Consider the following 236-nt stretch of genomic DNA (forward strand, 5'->3'; position numbering starts at 1 on the left):
TGCTCCCCGACCCCGGTGAGGTCGGCGCTTCCGGAACGACGGGACGTGCGGAGACGGCGACCTCTGCGGTGGGCACCGGTGGCTCAACGGACTCTTCCGCGTTCCGGGGCACGACTCCGCGGGCGTTCCCGCTCCAGGAGACGGTTCCCGGACGAGGCCCTGACGCCGTCGCGCGGAACGTGTAGGTCACCACGAGCGTCTCGCCGGGGCCGACGATGCCGGTCCAGCGGACGGCG

1 protein-coding gene is annotated in these 236 nt (G+C 73.3%); it reads right to left on the reverse strand.

Annotated features, from left to right (window positions below; translation table 11 throughout):
• A partial coding sequence (locus CQ047_RS19010) for a hypothetical protein (RefSeq protein ID WP_219844659.1) occupies positions 1-236 on the reverse strand: 236 nt, incomplete at both ends.

Origin of the sequence: Microbacterium sp. MYb72 (genome assembly GCF_002979415.1) — a bacterium.
Lineage (GTDB): Bacteria > Actinomycetota > Actinomycetes > Actinomycetales > Microbacteriaceae > Microbacterium > Microbacterium natoriense.